The 22,272-nt window shown below is 42.9% G+C and carries 24 protein-coding genes and 1 pseudogene; 19 read left to right on the top strand and 6 right to left on the bottom strand.

The genetic code is table 11. The annotated features are described in order from the left end of the window. The 13 genes and pseudogenes from tnpA to LPA49_RS21120 all read left to right on the top strand — a co-directional run. Window positions 1-234, top strand: a 234-nt coding sequence (gene tnpA / locus LPA49_RS21060; RefSeq protein WP_230235610.1) for an IS200/IS605 family transposase, incomplete at its 5' end; no start/stop codon positions are given. A 188-nt stretch (window positions 235-422) separates the two neighbouring features. Beyond that, window positions 423-1,064, top strand: a complete 642-nt coding sequence (locus LPA49_RS21065) for a thermostable hemolysin (RefSeq protein ID WP_051501895.1) — start codon at window positions 423-425, stop codon at window positions 1,062-1,064. 44 nt (window positions 1,065-1,108) lie between these two features. After that, window positions 1,109-2,038, top strand: a pseudogene (locus tag LPA49_RS21070) (AMP-binding protein); the annotation flags it as partial. 492 nt (window positions 2,039-2,530) lie between these two features. Beyond that, window positions 2,531-3,220: a TenA family transcriptional regulator gene (locus LPA49_RS21075; protein ID WP_199524833.1), complete on the top strand. Its 690-nt coding sequence runs from the start codon at window positions 2,531-2,533 to the stop codon at window positions 3,218-3,220. Continuing rightward, window positions 3,217-3,993 (top strand): SDR family oxidoreductase, encoded by a 777-nt coding sequence (locus tag LPA49_RS21080; protein WP_036972548.1) that lies wholly within the window; start codon window positions 3,217-3,219, stop codon window positions 3,991-3,993. The genes LPA49_RS21075 and LPA49_RS21080 overlap by 4 nt, the downstream gene beginning before the upstream one ends. Window positions 3,994-4,013: 20 nt before the next feature. After that, window positions 4,014-4,661: a hypothetical protein gene (locus tag LPA49_RS21085; RefSeq protein ID WP_230237724.1), complete on the top strand. Its 648-nt coding sequence runs from the start codon at window positions 4,014-4,016 to the stop codon at window positions 4,659-4,661. A gap of 3 nt (window positions 4,662-4,664) precedes the next feature. Further along, window positions 4,665-5,324, top strand: a complete 660-nt coding sequence (locus LPA49_RS21090; RefSeq protein ID WP_036972544.1) for a response regulator transcription factor — start codon at window positions 4,665-4,667, stop codon at window positions 5,322-5,324. Further along, complete coding sequence (locus tag LPA49_RS21095) at window positions 5,324-6,634, top strand: ATP-binding protein (RefSeq protein ID WP_036972542.1); 1,311 nt, start codon at window positions 5,324-5,326, stop codon at window positions 6,632-6,634. Before LPA49_RS21090 ends, LPA49_RS21095 begins: the two co-directional genes overlap by 1 nt. A gap of 19 nt (window positions 6,635-6,653) precedes the next feature. After that, window positions 6,654-6,971 carry a cupredoxin domain-containing protein gene (locus LPA49_RS21100; RefSeq protein WP_118845288.1) on the top strand — a complete coding sequence of 106 codons (318 nt, stop codon included), beginning with the start codon at window positions 6,654-6,656 and terminating at the stop codon, window positions 6,969-6,971. Next, window positions 6,958-7,704, top strand: a complete 747-nt coding sequence (locus LPA49_RS21105; protein WP_118844991.1) for an iron transporter — start codon at window positions 6,958-6,960, stop codon at window positions 7,702-7,704. The genes LPA49_RS21100 and LPA49_RS21105 overlap by 14 nt, the downstream gene beginning before the upstream one ends. Next, window positions 7,692-8,396, top strand: a complete 705-nt coding sequence (locus LPA49_RS21110; protein ID WP_230237725.1) for a hypothetical protein — start codon at window positions 7,692-7,694, stop codon at window positions 8,394-8,396. The genes LPA49_RS21105 and LPA49_RS21110 overlap by 13 nt, the downstream gene beginning before the upstream one ends. A gap of 202 nt (window positions 8,397-8,598) precedes the next feature. Continuing rightward, window positions 8,599-8,808, top strand: coding sequence for a cold-shock protein (locus tag LPA49_RS21115; RefSeq protein ID WP_036972536.1), 210 nt, complete (start codon window positions 8,599-8,601; stop codon window positions 8,806-8,808). Between the two features lie 194 nt (window positions 8,809-9,002). Continuing rightward, window positions 9,003-9,683: a transporter substrate-binding domain-containing protein gene (locus LPA49_RS21120; protein WP_326847812.1), complete on the top strand. Its 681-nt coding sequence runs from the start codon at window positions 9,003-9,005 to the stop codon at window positions 9,681-9,683. Here the strand turns inward: LPA49_RS21120 and LPA49_RS21125 are convergent. The 3 genes from LPA49_RS21125 to udk form a co-directional block, all read right to left on the bottom strand. Next, the gene (locus tag LPA49_RS21125; RefSeq protein ID WP_230237726.1) at window positions 9,680-10,411 is read right to left on the bottom strand and encodes an ABC transporter substrate-binding protein; all 732 of its coding nucleotides are present in this window, start codon (window positions 10,409-10,411) and stop codon (window positions 9,680-9,682) included. The genes LPA49_RS21120 and LPA49_RS21125 overlap by 4 nt on opposite strands. 158 nt (window positions 10,412-10,569) lie before the next feature. Then, on the bottom strand, window positions 10,570-11,793 hold the full coding sequence (locus LPA49_RS21130; protein WP_075593388.1) for a NupC/NupG family nucleoside CNT transporter: 1,224 nt from the start codon (window positions 11,791-11,793) through the stop codon (window positions 10,570-10,572). An 18-nt stretch (window positions 11,794-11,811) separates the two neighbouring features. Beyond that, window positions 11,812-12,441, bottom strand: coding sequence for a uridine kinase (gene udk, locus LPA49_RS21135; protein ID WP_036972527.1), 630 nt, complete (start codon window positions 12,439-12,441; stop codon window positions 11,812-11,814). A 191-nt stretch (window positions 12,442-12,632) separates the two neighbouring features. On the opposite strand from udk, the gene LPA49_RS21140 reads away from it, so the two are divergent. The 4 genes from LPA49_RS21140 (at window position 12,633) to LPA49_RS21155 (ending at window position 16,506) form a co-directional block, all read left to right on the top strand. Continuing rightward, on the top strand, window positions 12,633-13,862 hold the full coding sequence (locus LPA49_RS21140; RefSeq protein ID WP_036972526.1) for a phosphopentomutase: 1,230 nt from the start codon (window positions 12,633-12,635) through the stop codon (window positions 13,860-13,862). Beyond that, window positions 13,862-14,563, top strand: a complete 702-nt coding sequence (deoD, locus tag LPA49_RS21145; protein ID WP_036972525.1) for a purine-nucleoside phosphorylase — start codon at window positions 13,862-13,864, stop codon at window positions 14,561-14,563. The genes LPA49_RS21140 and deoD overlap by 1 nt, the downstream gene beginning before the upstream one ends. A gap of 312 nt (window positions 14,564-14,875) precedes the next feature. Continuing rightward, window positions 14,876-15,616 carry a ferredoxin--NADP reductase gene (locus LPA49_RS21150; protein WP_036972964.1) on the top strand — a complete coding sequence of 247 codons (741 nt, stop codon included), beginning with the start codon at window positions 14,876-14,878 and terminating at the stop codon, window positions 15,614-15,616. A gap of 71 nt (window positions 15,617-15,687) precedes the next feature. Continuing rightward, the gene (locus LPA49_RS21155) at window positions 15,688-16,506 is read left to right on the top strand and encodes a nuclear transport factor 2 family protein (protein WP_074988458.1); all 819 of its coding nucleotides are present in this window, start codon (window positions 15,688-15,690) and stop codon (window positions 16,504-16,506) included. Window positions 16,507-16,667: 161 nt separating this feature from the next. Here the strand turns inward: LPA49_RS21155 and LPA49_RS21160 are convergent, their stop codons facing one another. Next, window positions 16,668-17,525 carry a tetratricopeptide repeat protein gene (locus LPA49_RS21160; protein WP_227006885.1) on the bottom strand — a complete coding sequence of 286 codons (858 nt, stop codon included), beginning with the start codon at window positions 17,523-17,525 and terminating at the stop codon, window positions 16,668-16,670. A 306-nt stretch (window positions 17,526-17,831) separates the two neighbouring features. Here LPA49_RS21160 and LPA49_RS21165 point away from each other — a divergent pair, with 306 nt between their 5' ends. Next, a complete protein-coding gene (locus LPA49_RS21165) occupies window positions 17,832-19,205 on the top strand; it encodes a GAF domain-containing sensor histidine kinase (RefSeq protein ID WP_065979234.1) in 1,374 nt (457 codons plus the stop codon). Window positions 19,206-19,268: 63 nt separating this feature from the next. On the opposite strand, the gene LPA49_RS21170 is transcribed toward LPA49_RS21165, so the two are convergent. Next, on the bottom strand, window positions 19,269-19,526 hold the full coding sequence (locus LPA49_RS21170; protein WP_199524716.1) for a hypothetical protein: 258 nt from the start codon (window positions 19,524-19,526) through the stop codon (window positions 19,269-19,271). A 262-nt stretch (window positions 19,527-19,788) separates the two neighbouring features. Between LPA49_RS21170 and katG the strand changes: the two genes are divergently transcribed. Next, window positions 19,789-21,966: a catalase/peroxidase HPI gene (katG, locus tag LPA49_RS21175; RefSeq protein ID WP_065979236.1), complete on the top strand. Its 2,178-nt coding sequence runs from the start codon at window positions 19,789-19,791 to the stop codon at window positions 21,964-21,966. Between the two features lie 36 nt (window positions 21,967-22,002). On the opposite strand, the gene LPA49_RS21180 is transcribed toward katG, so the two are convergent. Continuing rightward, the coding region (locus LPA49_RS21180) for an integrase core domain-containing protein (protein ID WP_230236240.1) at window positions 22,003-22,272 on the bottom strand (270 nt) is incomplete at its 5' end.

Below are 22,272 nucleotides of genomic sequence, written 5' to 3' on the forward strand. Positions count from 1 at the left end.
ATACCGCCGAAGTTATCAGTCTCGAAATTAATGGGTGCTTTAAAGGGAAAAATAGCGTTAAAGCTATTTAGCAAATATCCATACTTAAGGAAAAACAAGTTATGGGGAAACCATTTTTGGCAGAGAGGGTACTTCGTAGATACTGTAGGGATAAATGAAGAAATAATAAGGCGGTATGTCAGGCACCAAGAAAAGGAAGAGGTGCAAGAGCAGGCGCAGTTAACACTCCAGTAAACAACGCCCCCTTCTAGGGGGCTAATGCAAAGCCACCTTCTTTAGAAGGTGGATCTTTTACTTTTAATGAAAATAAATGCATTTCAATTCAAGGAAATAAAAATATTTTATAAAAATAAATATTTCTTAAGTTTTATTTAAGTTTCGCTCGATAAATTTTATACATAACCTATGTGGAGCGAACGATAATGCTTTCAGTTAAACACTCACAATATACGCAAGTAAACGATCCCACTTTTGTTTGTGTACGCGAAGGGGGACACGGCCGTGACCGTCTCGAGAATACTATTAAGCAAGGTTTTGCTGCTGCCTATAATGCGAAAATTACGCAATTTATGCCGTTACTTTGCGAGCTCAATATTGATGGTGAAGTGTGTACGCTAGGGCTTCGCTCTGCATCATATCCTTTGTTTATTGAACAGTACCTGCCAGCGCCTATTGAGCATTTCGTGAATGCCAAGCGTGAGCAGATTTTTGAGCTAGGTAATTTGTGCTCAACGCATCGAAAAGCCACCTTGGCGCATTTTGTGTTAATGAACGAAGCGCTTTATCAAGTAGGGGCAAGCCATTTAGTGTTTTGTGCCACTCGTAAAGTACGTGCTTTATTAAAAATGCTGGGTGTTCATTGCAATGAAATTGGTGTTGCGAATGCCTATGCACTTCAAGACCCTGCGAGTTGGGGCAGCTATTACGATAACCAACCGACCCTTTGTGTCGTTGACTTAAATGAAGCGCATCAATGCATCATAAACACCCCCGCTTTATTCAATATTAAACAACAGTGTTTGTTGTCATCGCTTGAGCTTGCTGTGTTTTTGGAGGCGCTATGAATTGGTTTGCACAGTTACCGCACCGCGATAGCGACGTTTTATTGATGTGCCAGCACCCTGATGGTGTGCGTTCTTTAACTAAGCATGGCTTTCTTGAAGAGGTCGCGCGTTTATTACCAACATTGGCTGAATTTTCAGGCCAAGGCGTTGCTTTCCAACTTGATAACACACCAGCATGGTGTGTGCTTGAAGCCGCAATTACTGAACTTGAAAGGGTCGCAATTCCGCTTCCAACGTTTTTTACCGCACAGCAAATTGCGCTGAGTCTACAAAATAGTGGGGCTGAGTTGTTTGTATGTGACCGTGTTTTCGAAGGCGAAAATGCAACATTAGTGGCCTTGGTTGACGTATGTAAACGCTACCCTTTATATGTATATCAGTTATCTGATACACAGCCGATTACATATTTCGAAAATACGCAAAAAATAACCTTTACGTCGGGCTCAACAGGTACGCCAAAAGGGGTGTGTTTATCGCTTGAAAGCCAAATTAAGGTGGCAACGTCACTTTATAAACGTATTGGTTTAGAAAAACCAAACCATCTGTGTGTTTTACCTTTACCTGTACTTCTTGAGAACTTAGCTGGTGTATATGCGCCTTTGTTAGCGGGTGGGAGTGTTAATGTAGTGCCATTGGCTGAACTTGGTTTTTCGGGTGCTCAGTTACGTGAACCGCAAAAACTCATTGCTGCGATAGAGCGCACTGAGCCCAATACCCTCATTTTAGTGCCAGAACTTCTCAGCTGCTTAGTGGCCTTTGCAAAGCAGGGATGGCAAGCCCCGACTAGCTTACAATTTATTGCTGTGGGGGGAGCTGTGGTGAGTAGCAAACTGATCAAGCAAGCCCGTGAATATGGCTTACCGGTTTATCAGGGTTATGGCTTATCTGAGTCTTCATCGGTGGTGAGCTTAAATACCCCAGCTGATGATGATATTGAAACGGCGGGGCGCGCGCTCAATCACATTCAATACAAAATTGAAAACAACCAACTGTTTATTAAAGGCTCATTATTTTTAGGTTACTTAGGGCAAGCGGCACATAAGAGCGATGATTGGTATGCAACAGGCGACTTGGTCGCTGAGCATGAGGGTCGCATAGTGATCCAGGGACGCTTAAAAAACCAGCTAATCACGAGCGTTGGCCGCAATATCAGCGCTGAGTGGCCTGAGTCGTTATTACTTAGTCACAGTCATGTACAGCAAGCGGTCGTTGTTGGTGAAGGTCACGCGTTTTTATCGGCGCTAATATTTGCCAACCCCGCAATGACTGATGATGCACTTGCCGCGCATGTTGCTGCCCAAAACGCGCAGCTGCCTGAGTACGCACACATCCTAAAATGGCACCGTTTGGCAGAGCCAATGAGCCACATACAAGGTTTATTAACGAGCAATAATCGTCCTAAGCGCGAGTTGATTAACTCATTTTTTGCTAGCGAGATTTCAGCATTCTATCAAGAGGCGACGAACATGAGTCAATTTTTCAATACATTACAAGCCGAAACACAAAAAGAGCGTGATTACCTATTAGCAGCACCAATCATTGGTCGTGTGTTTAAAGGTGAGGTAAACCTTGCAGAATATGCGTCGTTTTTATCGCAAGCGTATCATCATGTTAAGCACACCGTACCGCTTTTAATGGCGCTGGGTGCAAAGCTTAGCGATAAACAAGAGTGGCTACGTGAAGCCGTTGCAGAATACATCGAAGAAGAGTTGGGCCATCAAGAGTGGGTGTTAAACGATATTGCTGCCTGCGGTTTTGATAAAGAGCGGGTACGCAATTCGCGTCCGCAGTTTTCAACAGAGCTGATGGTGTCATACGCGTACGATTTAATAAATCGTGGTAATCCAGTGGCATTTTTTGGCATGGTGCATGTGCTCGAAGGCACTTCAATTGCCTTGGCAGATAACGCAGCAGGGCAAATTCGTGACGTCATTGGTTTACCTAAAAAGGCGTTTACTTACCTTACGTCACACGGTGCACTTGATATTGAACATGTGAAGTTCTTCGAAAGTTTAATGAATCAAATCGATAACGAAGACGATCAACACGCCATTATCCACGCTGCTAAATGCTTTTATAAACTTTACGGCAATATTTTCCGTGATCTTGATACCGAGCCTTTCTTTCGTGAGTCAGATTTGGAGCAAAGCGCATGAGTAGCCCCGTTTGTGTACTAACCGGTGCAACGGGGGGCATTGGTCGTGCTATTGCGCTTCGTCTTGCAAAAGAAGGCTGGCGTGTGGTGTTGGTAGGGCGCAACATTAAGCAACTTGCTGCACTGCAATTAGAATGTGGCAACGACGCTGAATATTTTCAGGCCGACCTACATAACAGTGAATCGCGCGATGAGCTCGCTAAATTTGCGAAGCAAATAGGGGGGGCAAGTTTACTTATAAACAATGCGGGTGTGAACGTTATGCAAGGCTTTAGTGAAATGAGTGAGCAGCAAATAGATCATCTATTGAATATTAATCTCACTGTACCGATTAAATTATGCCAGCTGTTTTTGCCCCAAATTACTCGCAATAAAGGCACCATCGTCAACATAGGTTCGTCGTTTGGAAGTATCGGGTATCCGTATCAAACGGTGTACTGTGCCAGTAAATTTGGCCTGCGAGGTATGACAGAAGCACTTGCTAGAGAGCTGAGCCACAGCGAGGTTAAGGTGTTGTATTTAGCACCTCGTGCAACCGACACCGCCATTAACTCGCCACAAGTACGCGCCATGAACAAAGAACTTGGTAACACGATGGATCCGCCAGAAAAAGTAGCTGATGCATTGGTTGAGTTAATTAAATCAAAAAAACGTCGCCGCTTTATCGGCTTCCCTGAAACATTATTTGCCCGTATTAACGGTGCATTTCCATCACTAGTTGATAACGCAATTGCAAAACAACTTCCTAAAATAAAAAGTTTTTTTGCGAACTAAATTGATTAAGGTGAACGATTATGACTAAACTAAATTTAAAAGCCCTGATGATGTTAGGCGTTATTATGGCAGCCCCAGCAAAAGCCGACTTTAATAGTGATTTAAGCTCGGTGCAAAAGCAGTGGGCAGTGGTTAATTACGAATTAGTTGATGATGCACAGTTAAATGCGTTTGAAAAGCTGGCCAGTGAAACGGCTGAATTTACAAAAGCAAATGACGCACAAGCGGCAAGCCATATTTGGTACGGCATTGTGTTATCGAGCTATGCAGGTGCAAAAGGCGGGCTAGGGGCGTTAGGTCTGGCTAAAGATGCTAAGGCGCAATTTGAAAAAGCACTCAAACTTGACCCAAATGCACTTGATGGCTCGGCATACACAAGCCTAGCAACCTTATACGGAAAAGTACCCGGTTGGCCCATCGGTTTTGGTGACGATGATGAAGCGAAAAAACTATTTAAACAGGCGCTTGAGCTAAATCCTCGTGGCATCGACAGCAACTATTTATATGCCGCGTTTTTATATGATGAGCATAAATACAAATCAGCGAAAGAATTTTTACTGGTTGCTCAGCAAGCGCCTGCGCGCCCTGATAGAGTAAAAGCAGATCTTTATCGCCAACAAGAAATCACGCAATTATTGGCGAAGATCGAGAAAAAATTAAAGAGATAACTCATGCATTTATTGCTCGTTGAAGACGACCATTTAGTCGCAGAAGGCCTGTGTCGCTCTTTACGTCAACAAGGTTATAGTGTTGAACACAGTGCGACCGTTAAGTCTGCGATGCAATGGTTGCAAAGCGATGAAATTGAACTGGTAGTTCTTGATTTAGGGCTACCAGATGGTGATGGCATCGATATTCTAAAGCACATAAAAAAGAATCGTAAACAGCTTCCTGTGGTGATTTTAACAGCCCGTGGCAGCATTGATGATAAAGTGATGGGGCTTGATTTAGGTGCTGATGATTATTTGGCTAAACCGTTTGATCCAGCCGAGTTATTTGCTCGCCTTAGAGTGGCAAGCCGGCGTTTAACGCAAGCGCAAACGAGTATACTGCAAGTGGGCGACGTCGAAATGGATACCGCAGCTTTTACCGTGAGTTATCAAGGCGAGCCTGTCAATTTACCTCGCAAAGAGTTTATGTTGCTTAAAGCCTTGTTAGAAAACCAAGGTCGGGTGCAGTCCAAACAGCAGTTAGAAAGTAAACTCTACGAATGGGGTGAAGAAGTAGGTTCAAACACCATCGAAGTGCACATTCATCATTTACGTAAAAAATTCCCTAAGGAATTTATTAAAACCCTGCGTGGTATCGGCTATGTGGTGGGTAAACGCTAGTGTCAATTCGTAAGCGACTCACCTTATTAATACTCTCAATGGTGATTTTGACCTGCTTTTTGGCTTTCACCAAAGGTTACCGCGAAAGTATGAATCAGGCTGAAGCATTACTCGATAATGAGTTAGTGACGCTTGCACATGTGCTAATTGAACAACCGCTAAGCAAAGAAACACCCACATATAGCACTGATTTGCCCCAGCTGTTGTTTCAGGTTTGGGTTGATGACAAAGTGGTCTCAAGTTCAACGTCATTGCACAATAACCCTATTAATCAAAGCCAATGGCAGCCAGGTTTTAGTGTCGAAAACTTAGCGGGGCAACGGGTCAAGGTTTACCGTTTAAGCGAAGCTAATAAGCGGGTATTAATTGCAGAGCCGTTAAGTAAGCGCGTAGCGCTCACCGAAACCGTTATTCTGTCAGCAATGACCCCATTGCTGTGGAGTGTGCCCATTTTGGCTGTTCTAATCAGTGTCTTTGTAAAACAAGGGCTTGCACCGCTAACGCGTCTTTCTAATCAGCTTCAGCATCGCCAAGCAAATGACTTTACCGCAATACCTTGGCAAACCCCAGAGCAAGAAATTAAACCGGTTATTAACCGCTTAAACGACTTGTTTAAGCGTGTTGAGAGTGCCTATTTACGGGAGCGTTTTTTTGCTTCAGATGCTGCCCATGAGCTGCGAACTCCACTCAGCAGTTTAAAAATCAATGTACATAATTTACTTGCCCAAGGGGGTGATAATATTGAACTTGATGCGATGGAAAAAGGGCTCGATAAACTCAGTAACATTGTTGAGCAAATGTTGATTTTAGGGCGAACTTATCCCGAGCAATGGCAGGCGCAATTTAGCCCCATTTCAGTGCTAGAAATTAGCCAGCAAGTGGTGTCGCAACTTTATGATCGCATTGATGAAAAAGAGCACACAATCAGCATAGAAGGAGATGATTTTATCATCGACGGAGACGAATTTACGCTCGTCACTTTATTTGGCAACTTACTCAGTAACGCCATAAAATACACCCCCGCTCAGGGAGAACTGAGCATTACCCTGAAAACCGACAATAGTCGGTATATCTGGCAAATTGATGATTCAGGCCCCGGTATTGATGAAGCCCAAAAACAGCGTATTTTTAACCGTTTTTATCGGGTGGGCGGCGATAAACACCCATCAGGAGAGCAAGGGGCAGGGCTTGGTATGGCGATTGTTGAACACATTGTATCGATTTATAACGCTGATATTGCGCTTGCCGATAGTCACTTAGGTGGCTTACGTGTGAGCGTGTCCTTTATACAAGGAGACAGGAGTGAATAAATGGATTTTTGCGTTCACTATGATGTTGTGCCTGCCTTCTTGGCTCGCTTATGGCAAAGAGTACACACTCATATTAAAAGATCATTTATTTTATCCCGCCGAAATTAAAGTGCCGGCAAACAAAAAACTACGTTTACTGATCGACAATCAAGATAACACCCCAGAAGAGTTCGATAGTTTTGATCTAAACCGCGAAAAAGTACTTTACCCAGGCCGCACAAGCGTTATTTATATTGGCCCGCTAAGCCCCGGACGCTACGACTTTTTTGGTGAATTTTCGCCTAATACTGCACGCGGCACCGTGATTGCGACGGAGGATAAAAATGCTGATAACTAGTTTATTAATGAGCATAAATCAGTTGTTGCCAGTGGTAATTTTAGCCGTTTTATTAAGTTTGATTGTGCCCCTTAGCCAACGACAAGTACTGATACACAGCATGGTAGGTATTGCGGTTAGTTTACTGTTTGTTCAAGGTGCGGCGTGGGTCAGTCAGCTGTTTCAGCACCGAGGTTTAGAGTTTATTCAAATGCTACTGTGTGTGGTGATATTTGTTGCCGCGGTACTAAGCTGTCGGCACAGTAAAATGGCAGCAGCAGTGGCATTAGTAGCGACTATGGCGCTGTATTTAAGTCATTACATGATTTATTTGGTGAGCTTTTGGCACAGTAAAGACGCGGCCGAACCACTACTATTAGGAACCTTTTTAGGGGTCGGTATTTGCATTAGCTTTGGCGTGTTGTTGTTTTTTTTACTCGAGAGCATTGTCAGGCGTGCAGGATGCCAGCCATTAATAGTGTTATTGGCATTAAATGCGACGGCGAAATTACTCATATTGCTTGATTTAGCGAGTCAAATCGACGTACTCGATATAACATCAAACTATTTAGACTGGCGCGGGTTTGTGGTTGAAAACTCCGAGTTGGGTCGGGTGTTAAAAGCGTTGCTAGGCTACGAAGCAACGCCCAGTAAAACGGCGCTATGGGTTTATGCAATTGCCACAATTGTATTTTTAGTCCTCGCCCGTGTTTTAAACGTTAAACACACTAAGGAGCCTGTATGCGGTTCTTAATTATTAGCTTTAGTTGCTTGTTATTGGCAAGTATGGCGCATGTTGCGCACGCCGATGGCATGGTGGTTGATAAAGTATATCACCCCTATGTTATGCCGTTTGAGCGTGAGGTTGAATGGCGGCTCGTTTCAAGGCAAACCGACCAAGGCAACGTACTTGCTCAGCGTGCAGGATTTGGCGGAGCCATTAACGATACCATGAGCCTTGAGGGGTATGTGGTTGGCGAAAGAGACGATAATGGCGATTTCGGTTTAGCGTCTTATGAGGTTGAACTGCGCTGGCAGCTTGTTGAGCAAGGGCGGTTATGGGCTGACTGGGGCGCCTTATTCGAGCTTGAAAAACAACATACAATTGATGCTTACGAGGCCACGACAGGCTTTTTATGGGAAAAAGAATTTGGTCGTACAAGCTTAACCATGAATGCGTTTTTAGTGTACGAGTGGGGCGCAGACATAGAAAGTGAATGGGAAACCGAGTTCCGCTTACAATACCGTTATCGTTATCGCGCTGAGTTTCAGCCATCGATAGAGGTGTATTCGGGTGAAGACTTTTTTGGTGTAGGACCTGGTTTTATCGGTTTGCACCGCTTTAGCCCTAAACACCAGCTTAAATGGGAAGCCGGCTTTATAAGTGAATTAAGTCAATCGGGTAAAGACCATAGCTTTCGTTTAGCGCTTGAATTTGAATTTTAATTGTCGATAGTGTTTGACTTATCGCTTTAACTCTATATAGTGGGCGTCAGCTAGAAAGAAAGCGTGTAATTAATAAATCTTTATTTCGTTGTTGTATAAGTAATACTTGTAGTACCGTCCTGAAGTTTTTAAGTACCATCTCATTTTTTGCTACACCCGCCCACATGGGCATTTTTAATTTTTTAATATCAGGAATAATACTATGTCTAACATCGTATCAGGTACAGTTAAGTGGTTTAACGAGTCTAAAGGTTTTGGTTTCATCGAGCAAGAAAATGGCCCAGACGTGTTTGCACACTTCAGCGCTATCAAAAGCGACGGTTTCAAAACTTTAGCTGAAGGCCAACGTGTAGAGTTCACTCTTTCACAAGGTCAAAAAGGTCCTCAAGCGGATAACATCACTCCGTTATAATTTTTACTGAAAAGTAAAAGTTAAAAAGAAGCAAGCTACGGCTTGCTTTTTTAATGCCTAAAAATTGACTGGCATGATGAATATTCCTATATTTAATGCAGTAATTTTATCTGAGTGCATTAGCTATTTTAAAATATTTAATATTAGTATGCCTATGTTTTGCCCCTGTCGCGTTAGCAAAACAAACGCTCACGATCTACACTGAGCAGTTTCCGCCATATAACTTTTCTAATAAAGGGCACTTAGAAGGCATTAATCTCGAGTTTGTAAGTGCAATGTGCATTGATGCAGGCATTGAGTGTCACTTCGAACTGTTACCCTGGGCAAGATCCTACCATTTAGCACAGCAGCATCCTATGTCTGGGCTTATATCAGCTGCGCGTATTAGCGAGCGTGAAGCATTGTTTAAGTGGGTTGGGCCATTGGCATCATCGCGTAATTACTTTTACCGCTTAAAATCGAATACCCATGTTAATCCCCGTGACTTATCAGAAGTGAAAGACTACACCTTAGGTGTTGTACGAGATGGCATTTACGAAAAATTTGTCGAAAGTATTGGCTTCGAAAATAATAAAAACTTACTCAAATTCGGCCATCATTATGAGTGCATCAACCTCTTTTTCAAAAATAAACTCGACTTGATAATTGGCTCTGAGTTGTCATTTCATTACCAGCTTACGCAATATGGTTATGTTGGAAAAGAAGTGGTAAAACTTATTGAGTTGCCACTAAAGGAAACCGTGGGTAACTTTTTGGCGCTTAACAAAAACATGCCTCAAGAGTTTGTTGAGCGTTTGCAAGCGAGCTACAACAAGTTAAGTCGCCAAGGGCTACTTGATAAAAATATTGCTAAGTACGCCCCACCCAATAATTAATGTTGTTTGTTAAGCATCATTATTTCTTTATACCGTTGTGTTTTTGATACTTCATTGAATGCGGCTTTTAAGGCCATTATGTAGCGTGGGTTGGTGTGTTTATTGGCAGCTAAATAGCCATTTATGCTTAAAAAATCGATAGCATGAACAAAGGTAAAACGTGACTCATCCTGTGCCAGTTGATCGGCCATCGCAGTAAGATAGTTTTTATCATCGATAATTAAATCAACCTTACCCGAAATTAATAACTGATACGACTTTGTAATATCCGTCGTATAGACCAGAATATAGTCACGCTCGGTCAATTGCTTTGCAGCAAGATCATCACGTTGTACCGCTATTTTATAGCGTTTTGCTTGTTCGTTTGAGCTGATTTTAATGTCTTTACGGGAGGTCAGTTTAACAAATCCCATATGGTACGTCGCTACTTCACCAATCCATTCAAATTGATTTAATCGCTCAGGCGTTTTTGCAATGCTGTAAATAAAGGTATTAGGCTTTTTTTGCGCCATATTAAAGGCGCGTGCCCAAGGGTAAAGTTCAATATTTGCTTGCAAGTCAGCTTTGTCAAAAATAGCTTTCACTAACTCAGTGCTTACGCCCGTAACCTGATTATTGATGAGCGTTTGATTAGGAGGAGAGAGCTCAGTCACGACCGTGAGTGATGGTGCGGCGAATACAGACCAACTCATACATAAGAATAAAGATATAAGTAGAGAAGATTTCATTTATGTACTTAAAAAGACTTAGTAAATAAATATTAGCACATAAAAACGATAAAAGGGCCTTTCGGCCCTTGGTGAAGTATCGTTCAAGTCAGATAGACCTTTAACCCCTTAAAGTCCTATCCTATTGTTTTGCAACTACGGCTCATCTCATTAAGTTTCTAAGCTAGCGAGAGGAAAAAACCTGCAATTGCTGCGCTCATTAGGTTAGCCATAGATCCTGCTAACACTGCTCTGAGCCCTAAGCGTGCGATATCCTTTCGCCGACCAGGCGCCATACCGCCTAATCCACCTAGTAAAATTGCTATCGATGATAAGTTAGCAAACCCACATAACGCGAATGTGACAATCGCTTGTGTGTGCGCACTTAACGTATCGCGATAATTTATAAAGTCGAGGTAAGCAACGAATTCGTTAACTACAACCTTTTGACCTATAAAACTGCCTGCGATTACGGCTTCGCTCCACGGTACACCTAATAACCAGGCAACTGGGGCAAATACATAACCTAAAATTTCTTGTAGCGTTAATGTTGGGTGATCAAACCAACCACCAATACCGCCTAATAAACCATTTAGAAGTGCAATAAGCGCCACAAAAGCAAGTAACATTGCACCCACATTGAGCGCTAAATGCATCCCGTTTGCGGCACCTGACGCCGCAGCATCGATGACATTAACGGGCTTTTCTTCTTGCACGTCTAAATCGGCTAAATCTTCTTTAGGGGTCTCAGTCTCTGGCACAATCATTTTTGCCATTAAGAAACCACCCGGTGCAGCCATAAAGCTGGCCGCAATTAAGTATTTGAGCTCTACACCAATTGTCACATAACCCGCCATAACAGAACCTGCTACGGTTGCTAGGCCACCCACCATTACTGCAAACAGCTCTGACTTAGTCATACTGGCAATAAACGGTTTAACAATCAGTGGTGCCTCTGTTTGGCCAACGAAAATATTGGCGGTTGCAGAAAGCGATTCTGGACGCGAGGTTTTCAATAGTTTTTGTAAACCACCGCCAAGAATTTTAATTATCCAATCCATCACCCCTATGTGGTACAACACAGCGACCAGCGCTGAGAAGAACACAATAACGGGCAATACTTGAATCGCAAAAATAAACCCTAAGGTATCTTGCGATGCGAGTGAGCCAAATAAAAAGCTGATCCCGTCATTTGCATAGCCAATGACTGAAGAAACGGCTTTAGACATACTTGCCAGTACGTTTTTACCCACCTCAAAGAACAAGACAAAGCCACCAATTAATACTTGTAGCAAGAAGGCAATGCCGACTGTTCTTAAATTTATTGCTTTACGGTTTGTTGATGCCGCAAATGCAATGGCTAGTAGCACAACAATGCCTACTAAGCTCATAAATGTTGTCATACTGACTGTTTCCCGTTGTTATTGTTGCAGTAAATATTTTATTTTACTTTTAATTATATCAATCGCAACGCGATTCATACCGCCGCGTGTGACCACTAAATCAGCCTTGTGCTTTGATGGCTCAATAAACTGATAAAACATAGGTCGCACTGTCGCTTGATATTGTTCAACAACGGACTGTAATGTTCTGCCACGCTGCTCCATATCTCGTTGCATACGGCGCATAAGGCAGATATCTAACGGTGTATCAATGAACACCTTAATATCAAATTCTTTTCGAAGTGCCGGATCACTCAATAATAAAATACCTTCGACTATGAGCACTTTTGCAGGTGCAACACGACGTGTTTCATCACTGCGTGTATGCATTGCATAATCGTAAGTAGGTACTTCTACAGAGTTACCAGCGCGTAATTGAAGCAAGTGCTCATGTAAAAGTTCATGCTCGAAAGCATCAGGATGGTCGTAATTAGTTTGCGTTCGATGGTCGAACGGTAAATGCGACTGGTCCTTGTAATAAGCATCTTCTTCGATCACTGCGATCGCGCCCGGTTCAAGCTCACTGACTAATTCGTTATAAATTGTCTTGCTAAAAAGAGACTTGCCCGACGCAGATGCGCCAGCAATAGCTATAATTGTTCGTGTCACTAAAGTTCTCGCCCACACAGAAGGAAACATTGTTAGGTAGATCACAATAGCAAAAAAGACACGATTAATCTCTTTTGCTTCGCTTAAGGACGCAAATTTATAATGTTTCCGTTTAATGAAACAGGACTTATGTCCTGTACCAAAAATTCAAAGAGCATATAAAGTATTCACACATTGATAACGAGGTACCCATGGCAAGAGCAATCATCTTAATGGCAGATAGCCTAGGAATTGGCGCAGCACCTGACGCAGAGAAGTTTGGTGATGTAGGCGCGAATACCTTTGCTCATCTATTGAAAGCCTATGCAGACGAAACGGGTGAGCATTTAGCGTTGCCTAATTTAACGCGTTTAGGGTTAGCCGATGCATGTGAAGCTGCTGGTAAAGAGCCTTGTTTAGTCAGTGACCGTCAAGCGCCAACAGGTGCGTGGGGTTATGCTAAAGAGTTATCAAGCGGTAAAGATACACCGTCTGGCCATTGGGAAATGGCGGGCGTTCCTGTGTTATTTGATTGGGGTTATTTCCCTAATACACAGCCGTGTTTTCCGCAAGAATTTGTTGACGAGCTAATTGCTCGTTCTGGTATTCCTGGCATTTTAGGTAACTGTTATGCCTCAGGAACCACCATTTTAGAACAACTGGGTGAAGAGCATATGAAAACCGGCATGCCGATTTGCTACACCTCAGTTGATAGCGTGTTTCAAATAGCCGCGCACGAAGAATCATTTGGACTGGAGAAACTTTATCAGGTTTGCGAAATCGCACGGGCGCTGCTTGATGAAATGAACATAGGAAGAGTGATTGCGCGGCCATTTTTGGGTTCTAACCGCGATGATTTTGCCCGCACAGGTAATCGTCGTGATTATTCAGTGTTACCACCGTCGCCAACCTTGCTTGATAAATTATCGCAAGACGGCGGTGAAGTGATCAGTATTGGTAAAATTGCCGATATCTATGCACACCAAGGCATTACCCAAAAACACAAAGCCCCGGGCCTGATGAACCTACTTGAGAAAACCTCAGAAGTGATAGCATCGGCTCCGGACCATAGTTTGATTTTTACAAACCTAGTTGATTTTGATGAAAAGTACGGTCATCGCCGTAATGCAGTGGGTTATGCCACAGCGTTAAAAGAGTTTGATGATTACTTACCGACTATTTTAAATCAGCTACAGAGTGATGATGTACTTATCATTACCGCTGATCACGGTTGTGATCCAACCGCAGCGGGTACTGACCACACACGTGAATATGTGCCAGTACTTGCCTACCAACCGGGAATGACAAACACCCCGCTTGGTGAAAGAGCTAGCTTTGCAGACATAGGTCAAACCCTTGCCCAGTGGTTTAATCTGCCTGCACTTGAATACGGTGATGGCTTTAAAGATGAGCTATTAGCGAACAAAAAAGGAAACCAATAATGAGTACTCCTCATATCAGTGCCAATGTAGGCGAATTTGCAGAAACGGTATTAATGCCGGGTGATCCACTGCGCGCACAGTACATTGCTGAAAACTTTTTAGATGACGCAAAACAAGTAACAGGCGTTCGTAATATGTATGGCTTTACCGGTACCTACAAAGGTAAGCCAGTGAGTATTATGGGTTCTGGGATGGGTATTCCATCGATGTCAATTTATGCCCGTGAATTGATTGTTAGTTATGGCGTTAAAAATCTAATTCGAATTGGTACCTGTGGTGGTATTGGTAGCGATATTAAAATTCGCGACGTTATCTTTGCACAAGGTGCAAGCACTGACTCAAACGTAAACCGTGCACGTGTGCGTGGTTACGATTTTGCCGCTATTGCTGATTTTGGTTTACTACTTAATGGCGTAAACGCTGCGAAAGAGCTAGGTATCGAAGCAAAAGTAGGTAATGTATTCACAACAGATACATTCTACCAAGCAGATAACACATTCTATCAAGAGCTCGACAAACTAGGCGTACTCGCCGTTGATATGGAAACAGCAGGCATGTACGGCGTAGCAGCCGAGTATGGCGCAAAAGCTATGGCACTATTTACCGTAAGTGATCACGTGATCACCGGAGAAGCAACGCCGAGTGAAGAGCGTCAAAGCACCTTTAACGAAATGGTTAAAATTGCTTTAGAATCAATTTAATTACATTAAAAAAGTTCCTTGGTAACGTATTCACTGAAATTTGGAGACACGCCCAAAGTGAAGTGAGACTAACCTCAAAGCCGCATTTATGCGGCTTTTTTTATGCGTGTGTAATGTATTAATTTAAAAGGGATAGCCAGCAAATAATCAACAAAAACTAGTCAGCTGCGAAACGGTCGCAGCGAGTTTACCTAGCCTATTAACGTGTATTATCTTTTTCGTATCGCGTATTTTAAAACTTCTTACTATGCCCATTGACACCACTACCAATTCTTGCCACCTTTAATAAAGGAACATAACTCGAGGATGCGTATGTCTAATTGGATTGAAGCGAAGGTTAAAGACGTAAAATGGTGGACCGACTCGCTATTTAGCCTAATAGTGAATGCAGATGTCGAGCCATTTACAGCGGGCCAGTTTACTAAATTAGCGATGCAAGTGGGTGATAAACGGGTAGCACGCGCTTATTCGTATGTGAATGCACCAGACAACCCTGATCTTGAGTTTTATTTAATAAATGTTGAAGACGGTCAACTGTCTCAGCAGTTAGCGCAATTAAAACCGGGGGATTCGGTGACCATTGAACGCCGCGCTACGGGCTTTTTTACACTGGACGAAGTACCGAGTAGCGAGCAACTGTATATGCTTAGTACGGGCACCGCGCTTGGGCCATTTATTTCAATTTTAGAGCAAGGCGATGTGTGGCAAAAGTTTGAGCACGTGCATTTAGTGCATGGTGTGCGTTTAAACGAAGACCTAAGCTATCAACAGCGTATTGCCGCTTTGCAAAAGCAAAACCCTAATCTTCACTATTCGCCCGTAGTCAGCAGAGAGTCAGCATCAGTCGGGTTTAATGGCCGGATCACTGACGTTATAAAAGATCATCGTTTATTTGAGGTCACTGGCAAACACGTTAATCCAGACACGGCTCAATTTATGATTTGCGGTAACCCCGAAATGGTAAAAGACACCACGGCAATTTTGTTAGAGCTTGGCTTTAGTCGCAACCGTCGCCGCGAGCCTGGGCAGATAACCGTTGAGCAGTATTGGTAAAAGACTATGCCTAACAGCGAGAATTTGCTACTTTAGCGCCTCAAATCAGGAATGATGCATTTAGGAAAAGTATGAAACCGTTATTTTTTGCAATTAGTTTATTATTCACATGGCAGTCTATTGCAAGTGACGAAACTGCCCAAAAAGCCGAGCCACAAACAAAAGCTGAACAAGAAACGAAAAGCGAGCAAAAAACAGAAAAATCAGTGCCAGCCTTAGAATTTATTGAAGGCAACACAACAGCAACCCACACAGACACCCGCGCCTTAAAGACAGACCAACAAACGACAACAGAGCAAGCCGTTAATAACCCGCAAGAGCCTGTAACAACAGAAACAGCGCAACCTAAAGTCGTTGCTGAAGAACAAAAAGCAGCAGCTCAGGTTGATGACAGCAAAGTGCTTGGTACACAAACGCCAGTACCAGCAGAAAAACCAAAAACAGCACAAGCAAAGCAAGAAGCTGTCGCAGAGGCCGAAAAAGCAGTTAACCAAGCTAAAGAAGCGTTAACGGCTAAACAGCAAGAGAAAGCGCGTCAATCTCGCGAGTCTATGGCGGTTATTGAGCAAGTGATAGCGGCTTATAATGCGCGTAATATTGAAGCATTTATTAAAATGTACGATGAGAATGTTGAGTTTTATGCGTTTCCTAATGAGTTAATGTTCACAGGCAAGGAAAAACTGATTGCGCGTTACGGCATTATGTTTAAAAAATTGAAGTGTATTAAGTCATCGCCTATAAAACGCATTGTGCTTGGCAACATTGTTATTGATCACGAGTTATCAGAAACTTGCTCACAAGACCCCAATGTAGTGGATAAACGTTCTGAGTTTGTGACCAGTTACCAAATTGAGAATGGCAAAATAACCAAGGTGTTATTCTTCCGTTAAGTAAAAAAGAGCAGCTGAGCTGCTCTTTTTTGTTGAATGGTAGGCGTAAAATTTATTTAGTATAAAAGTGAACCTCGTTGCTCGAACCTCGCTGCTCGAACCTCGCTACTCGAACCTCGAACCTCGCTACTCGAACCTCGTTGCTCGAACCTCGAACCTGCTTAAGCCGTTTCATTTAATAACGAATTAAAGCTTTCGTTATCGTGTAAGCTTGCAAATGCACTTTCGTGTAATAACTCATTACGCAAGTTTGGCGAGTACTCAAGGGCCATACGAATATCAGCCATCGCATCAGCATGTTTGTGTAACAGCGCGTAAGCACAGGCACGTTGCCAATAGGCATACCCATAATCACTGTCCATTTCGAGTGCTTGATTACACAATTCAATCGCTTCACCTGTTTGATTAATTTCTAATAGTGCATCGGCTTTATACGCGATTGCTTCTACATCTTCAGGTTTACGTTTTAAAATCTCATCAAAAATTTCAATCTTGTTAGCTACATCACTTTCTAAATTCGCACGCATCCACAAAGAGTGTACTTCGTTGGTGATCGAGATTTTTTTCTGGTTCGTTAAAATTTCTTCAGAGCGCTCTCGTAGCTTTTCTTCTAGTACTTTTAAGCGTTCTTCGTATTCTTTAGTAATTGCACTCACTCGCGTATTTACAATGTCTTCTACTTTATTTTTTACATCACGTAATGAGTTCCAACCAACTAAAACTAAAATAGATGCCGTAATAGTAATAATGAAAAACACATTGTTAATGGTGTCGGTGGTATAAGTTAATGCACGGTCGGCAGTATCTAACTGGGTATGAGTAACTTGTTTTGTTACATCTTCACGCAGCTTTTGTTGATCTTGGCGTACCGCTTTAAGCTCATCAAGAATATAGCGCTCTAACAAAGGCTTATACATAGGCTCTTGCAGTTTATCGAGTGCCTGTTGTTGCTCTGCTTCGGTTAAGGCAGGGCTGTTTTCTTGTGCTGTTTGAGCCTTGGCAAAGTGACTAAAGCTCATTAAAAAGGTGAATAAAATTAAGGTATAACGCATGACATATTCATTGTTTAGTGAATTCTAAAGTAACTTTAACATGCGAGGCCTGTGTGGACTAGGCAAAAAAAAACCAGCTCAAAATAGAGCTGGTCAAACTGCTTAAACAACATAACGTTGTAGGGGGTATCAACAGGAGTTAGGTACAATATAGCCACTTTAATCTGAACAACTACTTAATACTAAAAGAGTTTCTAAAAAGTAATTTTTGATATCTCAGATTTTCTATGTTCGTCTAGACTTAAGGTGTCCTGCAACTAAAAGGTGAGTGTAATGCGCCAACAACTAGTCCAACTGCTTTACGGCGTATCAATGTCTTCGGATCTTGATAGTGGTAATGTTGAATTAGCTGAACGCTTAATTCTAAATGCTGTACTTGATGGCCTTGAAATTGGTCGGGCAGGAATATGGTTACTAAATAAAGAAAACACCGCGATTGAATGTCGTTTGCTACTCGACAGAGAAAACGGCAAAGAGATCCAAATGATCGTATTGCCTCGTGATGCTTATCCTGCTTATTTTAAAGCCCTCGATACCCAGCGCACGATTACCGCTGTTGATGCTCACACAGACCCTGCAACATCGGAATTTAGCGAAAGTTACCTTGCTCCCCTCAATATTGGTGCGATGCTTGACGCTCCCATTCGTTATAAAGGCAAAATGATAGGTATTTTTTGCTGTGAACACATTGGCGGACAACGCCAATGGACAGAAGATGAGTGTTCATTTATCGGGGCATTAGCCGATTTATATGGGCGTGCGCTATCGGCGCAAGAAAATGAACGCATCAACGCTGAACTAGAGCGCTCAAATCAACTATTAGAGCAACGGGTTGCAGAACGAACTCGTACACTCGAAAAAACCTTAACAGAGCTTACAGACACCCAAGAAAAACTCATAGAATCCGAAAAAATGGCATCGCTAGGTAATCTTGTTGCCGGCATTGCGCATGAGGTTAATACGCCTATCGGCATCGCCGTCACAGCAAATAGCTCTGCAAAAGATAAACTCACCGAACTCGATAAGCTTGTCCAGTCAAACACCTTAACAAAGGCTGCGCTTATTGATGGTATGAACCATTTAAATGAATGCTTTAAAATATCTTTCACTAACCTTGAGCGCGCTGCAAAGCTGATTAGTGACTTTAAACAGACCGCCGTTGATCAGTCTTCACTTAACTTACTTGAAACAAACATTAAGCATTACCTCGAAAACATAGTGCACAGTTTAATGCCGCTGACCCGCGGTCATAACGTTACAGTGACCATAAAGTGCGACGATGATCTTAATCTGATCACCGTGCCCGGGGCTTTAAGTCAAATAATATTAAACTTGGTGAATAATAGTTGTGTGCATGGGTTTACGGGCCGTCAGCAAAATCACATTGATATAGTAGTGACCGTTAACCACGAAAACGACACATACACACTGTGCTATAAAGATAACGGTCACGGCATGAGCGCAGAGGTAATACATAAAGTGTTTGAACCCTTTTTCACCACCAAACGTGGTACAGGAGGCAGTGGGCTTGGTATGTCAATTGTTTATAACCTTGCAACCCAAGCATTGCAAGGCGAGGTGAGTATAGCGAGCGAGCTAGACCAAGGTGTTGCTGTAACCTTTAAATTACCGATGAAAATAGCCTAACTAACTAAAAAATAGACTAAATGGAGTGAAAATAATCTGGTGACAGGGTAATAAAATTAAAATTTAATCAGTGTGTTTACCAAGACACGACACATCATCGCAGCGGTTGTCTTTACAAAATTGTTTGATACGTCTTTTTGAATATAAATAATTAATACTGAATGGCGTAACAATAAGCACGAGCCAAAATAGCAATGGGCTTCTAAAAGCCAGTCCAGCGATAGAGGCAGCGATGATCCCCGTTAATACCCATAGTGGCAAATTGGCGATGAAAAAGTTAATACTTAATTGTTTAGCAACATCAGGATTAATGGTTTTCATATGGGACTCACTGTTAATTAATACCCTTATAAAATGGTCGACTTTCGCTGTTAACACAAATCAGATTTTTCTATCAGAGCAATCGATTTAAAGTCGCGTTTGGGGTCTGGCATTATTTTCATACAACTCCTATAGTTCTAAATAACGGGAACTTCTAACTGATTAGTGATTCATAACTAACAGAAAATCCCTTTTATGGCGAAACTGCATTTAATTGAGATTTAAAATATTTCGTCACATTTTAGCTTATAAGGAGCAAAAAATGAGTAATGGAAAAACGGGTCAATGCCCGGTAATGCATGGTAGTAACACGGTCACCGCTCAATCAAACACAAATTGGTGGCCTAACGCGCTAAACTTCGACATTCTTCATCAACACGACAGCAAAACAAGCCCATACGGCAAAGACTTTAATTATGCCGAAGCATTTAAATCTCTCGACCTTGAAGCTGTAAAAACCGATTTAAAAAACCTCATGACCGAAAGCCAACCGTGGTGGCCAGCTGATTGGGGCCATTATGGTGGCTTAATGATCCGCATGGCATGGCACTCTGCTGGTTCGTATCGTTTAGAAGATGGTCGTGGTGGCGGTGGCACAGGTAACCAACGTTTTGCACCTTTAAATTCGTGGCCCGATAACGCCAACCTAGACAAAGCACGCCGCTTACTTTGGCCTATTAAGAAAAAATACGGTAACAAATTATCTTGGGCCGATTTAATGATTCTAGCTGGTAACATGGCGTACGAATCAATGGGCTTAAAAACCTTTGGTTTTGCGGGCGGCCGCGAAGATATTTGGCATCCAGAGAAAGACATCTACTGGGGAGCCGAAAAAGAATGGCTCGCTCCGAGTGATGAACGTTACAGCAATGTAGAAAAACCAAACACCATGGAAAACCCATTGGCTGCGGTACAAATGGGCTTAATTTACGTAAACCCAGAGGGTGTAAACGGTAACCCCGATCCACTTAAAACGGCAGAGCAAGTGCGCGAAACATTCGCTCGTATGGCAATGAACGACGAAGAAACCGCAGCGCTTACCGTCGGTGGTCACACGGTGGGTAAAACGCATGGTAATGGCAGCGAAGCAAATGTAGGCCCAGAGCCAGAAGCCGCTGATGTATATGAACAAGGCTTAGGGTGGAACAACCATACCTCGCGTGGCATTGGCCGCGATACCATGACATCGGGTATCGAAGGCGCATGGACAACGCACCCAACTAAGTGGGATAACGGGTATTGTTATTTACTACTTAACTACGACTGGGAACTTAAAAAGAGCCCAGCAGGTGCGTGGCAGTGGGAACCTATTAACATTAAAGAAGAAGACAAACCGGTTGATGTTGAAGATCCCTCTATTCGTTTAAACCCAATTATGACCGACGCCGATATGGCGATGAAAATGGACCCAACGTATCGCAAGATCATCGAGCGTTTTAACGACGACTTTGAATACTTCAGCGATGTGTTTGCGCGTGCATGGTTTAAGTTAACGCACCGTGATTTAGGACCAAAGTCTCGTTATTTAGGGGCCGATGTACCGAATGAAGATCTGATCTGGCAAGATCCGATCCCAGCGGTCGATTACACGCTAACAGACAGCGAAATTAGCGAGCTTAAAACCAAGTTACTGAATTGTGGCGTAAGCCAAGCCGATCTTATTACTACCGCGTGGGATAGTGCCCGCACCTACCGTTGTTCAGATCACCGAGGTGGCGCAAACGGAGCACGTATTCGCCTAGCACCGCAAAAAGATTGGCAAGGCAACGAGCCAAAACGTTTAGCCAACGTACTTAGCGCGCTCGAGTCGGTTCAAGCAGATTTAAGCAAGCCAGTAAGCCTTGCCGATTTAATCGTGCTAGGTGGCAGTGCAGCAATAGAACAAGCAGCAAAAGCTGCAGGGGTCGATGTAACCGTACCATTTGCACCAGGACGAGGTGATGCAACTGACGACATGACCGACGCCGAGTCGTTCGACGTGCTTGAGCCAATACACGATGGTTTCCGTAACTGGCTTAAAGAAGAGTATGCAGTATCAGCAGAAGAGCTCATGTTAGAGCGCACGCAATTAATGGGCTTAACGGCACCAGAAATGACAGCACTTGTGGGTGGTATGCGTGTACTTGGCACTAATTATGATGGGACTTTGCACGGTGTATTCACCGATAACGTAGGCACACTCAGCACCGACTTTTTCGTAAACCTAACCGACATGGCCTTCACGTGGAAACCAATAGGCAAAGGTTATTACGACATAGTTGAGCGCAGCACAGGCGTTACTAAATGGACTGCAACACGGGTTGATTTAGTGTTTGGTTCAAACTCAATCTTACGCGCATACGCCGAGTTTTATGCACAAGACGATAACAAAGCACGTTTTGTACACGACTTTGTCGACGCATGGGTGAAAGTAATGAACGCTGACCGTTTTGATCTTTAATTTAAGTTTGTCTCGTCCTAAAATACGTTGACGGTTTTAATTGAAGGCCAGTAGCTTTTGCTCCTGGTCTTTTTTATGCACTTGGTTTGGGGTTTCCATGCCTAAACTCAAATGCGGCCTCATTTCATTGTATATTACTATTGATTCTTCGACGAGTTCACGTAGCTCTTTCAGATTTTGGCATTTATAGAGTAAGAATTCTTGCTTCAATATGCCATTAATGCGCTCCGCCAATGCATTTTGATAGCAATCATAGCCATCGGTCATCGATGGAGTAATGCCATTTTCATTAAGCTTTACTTGATA

It is taken from the genome of Pseudoalteromonas sp. MB41 (genome assembly GCF_020966275.1).
Taxonomy (GTDB): Bacteria; Pseudomonadota; Gammaproteobacteria; order Enterobacterales; family Alteromonadaceae; genus Pseudoalteromonas; species Pseudoalteromonas lipolytica.